Here is a 6,512-nt window from a genome sequence, read left to right as displayed (position 1 = left end):
AGTGCAGCGTGATGTCTTCGGAACTGCTTGGAGTTCCTTTTGACATCCACGGAGGGGGGATGGATTTAATTTTTCCTCACCACGAAAACGAGAGAGCCCAAAGCTACGCTCTCTTCGGAGTTGAGCCAGTAAGGTACTGGATACACAACAACTTCGTAACGATAAACGGGGAAAAGATGAGCAAGAGCTTGGGGAACATAGTGAGGATAAGGGATGTCGTGAACAAGTACGGTGGAGAAGTAGTGAGGTTCTTCCTTCTTTCGGCACACTACAAATCTCCCCTCGATTACAGTGAAAAAGCAATTGAAAGGGCTAAAAAGAGTTATGAGTATCTCTTAAACACCCTCAGAAACTTGGACATGGAGATAGCTTATTTGAAGACCTTCGGGGAGAAGAGAGAGGGAAGTTTAAAAAGCTACATGAGCGAATTCGTGAGTGCCTTGGAAAACGACATGAATACGCCGAAAGCTATAGCTGTGATGCACGAATTTGCAGCAGAAATCAATAAGAATCTCTTCAACGCAAACTTGGAATCTCTTGAAAAAGCGTTTGAAGAGCTGAAGACCATGGGATACATTTTCGGAATATTCGAAAAGTACACGAGGGTACCGGTGCTGAGCGAGGATGACGTCAGGCTGATTAAAGAAAGAGAGCTCGCGAGAAAGGAGAGGGATTTTGACAAAGCAGATAAAATACGAGAAAAGTTCAAAGAAAGGGGAATTTACCTTGTGGACACAAAAAAAGGAACGAGGTGGTTTATTTCTTCTTTTTCCTGATTATCACAACATCACCAAGGGTTAGATTTTCAAGTTTTCTTCCCTGAATTTTTACTTCCTCAACTTTTTCCCTCAACTTCACTCCGAGAGTTCTCTCAAGCTTTTCTACAACTTCTGGCTCCGGAGTAATTTCCTTGTTCTCTATTTTCCTAATTAAAGAAGCTTTTTCCTGAATCTTCTTTGCTAATTCCTCCTGACTCCAGCCTCTTTTTTCTCTCTCCCTTTTAATTATTTCGTTGTAATTTTCCACAAGTTCCTCCGTAAATTCTATCGGCTTCACTTTCTTTTCCTTTTTCACGACTTTAACAATTCCGTGCTGAACTACCGTTGATTTCTCTTCTCCGTAGTCTTTACAAAGAGAGCAAACGGTCATTTCGCTTCCTTCAACAACAATCGTGTGCCCCCTTCCGTGGATTTCTCTCCCGCATATTTCGCATTGCATCGTGAAACCTCCAATAACTACTTATAGTAGTTTGCATATATAGTATTTTGGAGGTTCCGGAGTTGAGCGAAGGTGTTGATATGTCTTCGGAAACCATGGAATATCTGATGCAAAGATTGAGGCAGCTTGAAGAGGAGTACGAAAGGTTAAAGGAACTTTACAGAAGACTTGAGGATGAGAAGAGGTACGTTGAATCTGAAAGGATTAGGTATGAGAGGGAAGTTAGAAGGTTGAGAAGCGAGATAGAAAGGTTAAGATCTCCTCCGTTGCTTGTCGGAACAGTCTCAGATGTCCTTGAAGATGGGAGAGTTATAGTTAAAAGCTCTACTGGTCCCAAATTTGTCGTTCACGCTTCAACTTACGTTAATCCTGCTGATTTAAAGCCCGGAGCGAGAGTGGCTTTAAATCAGCAGACTCTCGCAATAGTTAGTGTTCTCCCTCAATCGAAAGACCCGATGGTTTACGCTTTTGAAGTTGACGAAAAGCCGAATGTTAGGTATACGGATATTGGCGGTCTCGAAAAGCAGATAGAAGAGATTAGAGAGGCTATAGAGCTACCCCTCCTCAAACCACATCTTTTCGAGGAGATTGGCATAGAACCTCCGAAAGGAGTACTCCTCTACGGTCCTCCGGGAACGGGCAAAACTCTGCTTGCCAAAGCTGTTGCAACGGAGACCAACGCGACCTTCATTAGAGTCGTGGGAAGCGAGTTCGTCCAGAAGTACATCGGAGAAGGAGCGAGGCTCGTCAGGGAAGTTTTCCAGTTGGCAAGAGAAAAAGCACCGAGCATAATATTCATTGACGAACTTGATGCGATTGCAGCAAGAAGAACGGCTGGAGATACAAGCGGAGACAGAGAAGTGCAAAGGACCTTGATGCAGCTCTTAGCTGAGATGGACGGATTCAACCCGAGAGGAGACGTGAAGATCATAGGAGCAACGAACAGAATTGACATTCTCGATCCGGCAATATTACGTCCGGGAAGGTTCGACAGGATAATAGAAGTTCCGCTGCCAAACGAAGAGGGGAGGTTGCAGATATTCAAGATCCACACGAGAAATATGAAGCTCGCTGAAGATGTCGACTTCAAAGAGCTCGTAAGACTTACGGAAGGTGCGAGCGGAGCTGATATAAAGGCGATAGTAACTGAAGCCGGTATGTATGCGATAAAGAACGAGAGAACGAAAGTTACGATGGAGGACTTCCTCAAAGCGATAGAAAAGGTCATGAAGAAGGGCATGAAACCAGTTAATTTCGAAGTGAAGGGCGTTATGTTCGTCTGAACTCCGGAACCTCCACCACACATAAAAAAAAATTTTAACTTTTAATCCTACTTTTCACTTCCTCATTGATGCAACAAGAGCGAGTATTAAGGCTACGAGCAACGAAAGTCCAAGCGGAGTTAAATCGGGAACTGAAATATTATCGCTGGAATCTTTCGGGTCAGAGCCTTTTTTAACTTCTTCTCCATCTGAAACTCCATCTCCGTCACTGTCTGGATCATTTGGATCTGTCCCAAACCTGTATTCGTCAAAGTTGGATAAACCGTCGTCATCGTTATCGTTTTCGGCATCTCTCGCATCTCTTGGATCAAGGTTGTTGTCTTTTTCCCAACCGTCGGACATCCCGTCGTTATCCGAATCGTCGTCCAAAAAGTCGAGGATACCATCGTTGTCTGAATCGCTGAAAACTCTTCTCTCCCCTCCTCCAAAACTGTCTGAATCCAGGAAGTCTGGAAAACCGTCTCCGTCGGAATCTCTTAACCCCTCTTCCCCGTCAGGAATTCCGTCATTATCTGAATCCTCGTCCAAGTAATTTGGAACACCATCCCCGTCTAAATCTTGCATTCCCTCCTCTTCGTCCAGAATTCCGTCGTTATCTGAATCTACATCGAGATAATCCGGGGTTCCATCTCCATCGGAATCTCCAAAACTCTCTTTATCGTCCGGTATTCCATCTCCGTCTTTATCACTTACCCACGTTTTTGAAAGAGTTTTGGATGGCTCTTCGGGATCTCGTTCTCCATTATCGTTCAAATCTGCAAACACTTGGATCGTATCTATTCCCGCTTTGGTTCTGCAATAAGAGAGTATCGCCAATCCCTCTTCGTTTGTGAGAGCTCTCTGCATCAGTGTGTCAACTCCAAAAACTTTCATGACTACAGGAACGTCCTCGACTGGATTTCCGGAAGCATCATAGAAGGTGAAAATGATCTGATGACAACCACCTTCAACGTTTGTGGAGTTTGGTGGATAAGCTGAAAAGCCCGTGAAATCCGTACAAGAAGTCGGAGCAAGAAGAACATCTATCTTTTCCTGAACGGAATAACCCACGTAAATCTTACTTGAATCTACTCCCAGACCAAGTGCATATTTTTCAACTGAGACTACGTCCTCGACGGAATCAGAAGCGACGTCTATAACGTACAGCGCTCCGAGGTCAAAATGCAAAACGTAAACTTTTCCACAGTTTGGCATTACAGCGACACTCCATATTTTCTGCGTTCCTATTTCGTAGGCTTCACCGATGCCCAAATCGATTATCTTTAGGAGGTCGCTTCCGTCTATCACAGCCAGCTTGCTCAACCCCTGCAAAGCTACGTACACCTTATTTTCCACCACCGCAACACCCGCTGGAGCTGATCCGTTAGGTAGCGAAATCCTTCCAATGATAGCATCCGTGTTCCCGTCCAAAACAACTACGTAGTTCTCTGAATAACTTTTTAGAACTGATACATACACTCTATTCGCATTTAAATCAACCGCAACTCCTCTACAATTGCCCAAATCCAGCTGCTTGACGTTATAACTTTGAGCATCCACGACAAACAACTTTCCGGCTCCCCAGCTTGTTATGTAAATTTTGTCTGATATCGGATTGAAAGCGGCATCGTAGACATGACTATCTTCACCCGTCAGTTCAACTTCACTTACAACTCTGAGTCCTCTATCCAAAACCCATAATTTTGGCTTCCCATCGCTTCTCCCTACAACATACGTAAGATTGGTAGATGGGTTGAAAGCTACCGCTTTAGTACTCTCTCCATTTAAATTAATTTCAGCAACGAGATCGTAACTTTGATTGTCGAACACTTTTATTCTACCGTTTACCCTGTCGGCAACGTAAATTTGTCCAGTATTGGGATGTACTCCAATTTTTGAGGGCATGTAGTCCGAAGAATCACTTATTTCTCCGACTACTTCATAAGATGCCGATGCTAATCCTACAAGAGCTGAAAGGAAAACTAACCCAATAAGAAAGGAAAATCTCATCAGAAACACCTCATGATGTTCTCCAAGCTTCCTCCGAATCTAAAATACCGTCACCGTCAGAATCAAGATCGAGATAGTTCGGAACGCCGTCGTTGTCGATGTCTGTGGAGCCTTCGTAAATGTCAAGAATTCCATCGTTGTCGGCATCTTTATCCAAGTAGTTAGGAACTCCGTCGGCATCCCTGTCAGAAAGCCCCTCCTCGGAGTCCGGGATTCCATCTCTGTCCGAGTCTTTTTGCCAGTTTTTGTAGACCTTGAATCCGGGTTCTCCAGAATCGAATCTCCCGTTGTTGTTGACATCTGCGAAAACGTGTATCAAATCACGACCTTCTTTTAATCCCGTGTAGGCGAAGATGGCTTTTCCTTCTCCGTCAGTGACCACATTTCCTTTGATGTAGTTGACAAGGGTTGCCAAGGAGTATACCTCGAAGTATAGTCTAATGTTGGACAGAGGATTCCCAGAGCGGTCACGAAGGGTAGACGATACCAGATGACACATCCCCAAGTCGTTTACAGAGTCTGGAGGGTTAGTTGCTAAATCTGGAGTTCTATCCCCACACGACTGGGGTGCTGAGAGAACATCTATTTTACCGCTTGAACTGTACCCTACGAAAATTTTCCCCTCTCCAACACCGAGACCGAGAGCGGTGCTCCCTACATTTACAACCCTTTCAACAACATCTGTTTCGGTGTTAATTACGTAAAGTGATCCAAGATCAAAATGAAGGGCGTAAGCTTTCCTGCATTCTGGGATGTTCACAGCAGTCCAGATCTTCTGCGTTCCGATTTCGTAAGTTTCACCGACTCCCAGAGAGATAATTTTCTCTAAACGATCTCCACTAACTACAGCTACGCTTGCATTTCTTTGCAGAACTACGTATACTTTTCCAGTAAGGGAATCTACGTCAACCCCTGCGGGAATAGAATTTCTTGGCAAAGCGACTTCTCCAACAATTGCATCACTTCCTCCATCGATAATTAACACGATGTTTTCTTCCGCACTTCTCAATACTGAAACGTACACTTTATTACGAAGTGAGTCGACAGCAATCCCTCTGCAGTTCCCAGTATTCAGACTGATGACGCGGTAACTGTTACCATCAACAACAAACAATTTTTCGGCACCCCAACTACTAACGTAGATCTTATCCGAAGTTGGGTTGTAGGCTACATCGTAAACCTTTGAAAACTCGTCTGACAGTTCGATTTCCCGAGCTATTCCGTTATTCTCGTCTAAAACCCAGAGTTTTGGTTTTCCGTTTTTTACACCAGCGACATACGTAAAGTTACGATCTTCGTCAAAGGCAACAGCACTTGCCTCCTCAGCGTTCAGAGGGATTTCGGCAATCAGAGCATAACTTTGGGAGTTGAAAACCTTCAGAGTACCTTTTGCTACATCTGCAACATACACGTTCCCGGTAATAGGATGCACGCCAATTTTCAGTGGCATTAAGTTTGCAGCCTCGCTAATCTCACCAACAACTTCGTAGTCAGCTGCAACTACTCCACCAAAAAAGAGCAAAAGAGGAAGCTGCAAGGACACTACCATTTTACCGAATCTCCGCAGAGACTTTTTTCCCTTGTGTGCGACACTAAACTTTTTCAGTAAATTTAGAGCTCCCATTATATACCTGCAAAATTGCTGATATATAAGAATTTTGTAGAAAGTCATTAAATTATCATAACAATAAGATCTTCTCAAATAATTCAAAAGTTGAAAAACGTGTTAAAAAGGAAAAGATAAAGTACACTAACACTCAGCCAAACGCTCAATGAAAAAGCTTGTAGAAGCTCTGAAAAGAAACGGAGCGGAAGTGATTCTTTCGAAAAATCCAATTGAAGATGCTAAGAAATTTGAGGGTGCTTTTGTTTGCGAAGCGGCAAGTGCAGCTGAAGACACCGGAATAATCTTTTTCGTAGGTTTGGAGGAGAGAAAAAAAGCTGCTTTGGCAGAGCATCACGTTGCGGTGGTGTGGAAAAAAGATGTTAAGAAAGATGTTATCTCAGCCTACTTCCACGCTT

6 protein-coding genes are annotated in these 6,512 nt (G+C 43.8%); 3 read left to right on the top strand and 3 right to left on the bottom strand.

Translation table 11 applies throughout. The features are described from left to right. Positions 1-776, top strand: a 776-nt coding sequence (locus tag F7C14_RS02115) for a DALR domain-containing protein (RefSeq protein ID WP_290899501.1), incomplete at its 5' end; no start/stop codon positions are given. Here the strand turns inward: F7C14_RS02115 and F7C14_RS02110 are convergent. Next, complete coding sequence (locus F7C14_RS02110) at positions 757-1,218, bottom strand: multiprotein bridging factor aMBF1 (RefSeq protein ID WP_290899497.1); 462 nt, start codon at positions 1,216-1,218, stop codon at positions 757-759. The two genes, F7C14_RS02115 and F7C14_RS02110, sit on opposite strands and share 20 nt — an antisense overlap. 80 nt (positions 1,219-1,298) lie before the next feature. Between F7C14_RS02110 and pan the strand changes: the two genes are divergently transcribed. Next, positions 1,299-2,501, top strand: a complete 1,203-nt coding sequence (gene pan, locus F7C14_RS02105) for a proteasome-activating nucleotidase (RefSeq protein ID WP_290899496.1) — start codon at positions 1,299-1,301, stop codon at positions 2,499-2,501. A 54-nt stretch (positions 2,502-2,555) separates the two neighbouring features. Here pan and F7C14_RS02100 read toward each other — a convergent pair whose 3' ends face one another. Both F7C14_RS02100 and F7C14_RS02095 read right to left on the bottom strand, forming a co-directional pair. Next, entirely contained in the window at positions 2,556-4,490 is a 1,935-nt protein-coding gene (locus F7C14_RS02100) for a hypothetical protein (protein WP_290899494.1), read from the bottom strand. Positions 4,491-4,500: 10 nt separating this feature from the next. Next, positions 4,501-6,114, bottom strand: a complete 1,614-nt coding sequence (locus F7C14_RS02095; protein WP_290899493.1) for a hypothetical protein — start codon at positions 6,112-6,114, stop codon at positions 4,501-4,503. Positions 6,115-6,262: 148 nt separating this feature from the next. On the opposite strand from F7C14_RS02095, the gene F7C14_RS02090 reads away from it, so the two are divergent. Next, the coding region (locus tag F7C14_RS02090) for a hypothetical protein (protein ID WP_290899490.1) at positions 6,263-6,512 on the top strand (250 nt) is incomplete at its 3' end.

Source organism: Ferroglobus sp., from assembly GCF_015521575.1.
Classification (GTDB): Archaea; Halobacteriota; Archaeoglobi; order Archaeoglobales; family Archaeoglobaceae; genus Ferroglobus.
The sequence above is the reverse complement of the archived record's forward strand: the minus strand, read 5'-3'. Positions and strand labels throughout refer to the sequence as shown.

Excerpts from the sequence above, each read along its gene's own strand:
- F7C14_RS02095 (WP_290899493.1), bottom strand. The coding sequence starts at position 6,114 with ATGGGAGCTCTAAATTTACTGAAAAAGTTTAGTGTCGCACACAAGGGA.
- F7C14_RS02100 (WP_290899494.1), bottom strand. The coding sequence starts at position 4,490 with ATGAGATTTTCCTTTCTTATTGGGTTAGTTTTCCTTTCAGCTCTTGTA.
- pan (WP_290899496.1), top strand. The coding sequence starts at position 1,299 with ATGTCTTCGGAAACCATGGAATATCTGATGCAAAGATTGAGGCAGCTT.
- F7C14_RS02110 (WP_290899497.1), bottom strand. The coding sequence starts at position 1,218 with ATGCAATGCGAAATATGCGGGAGAGAAATCCACGGAAGGGGGCACACG.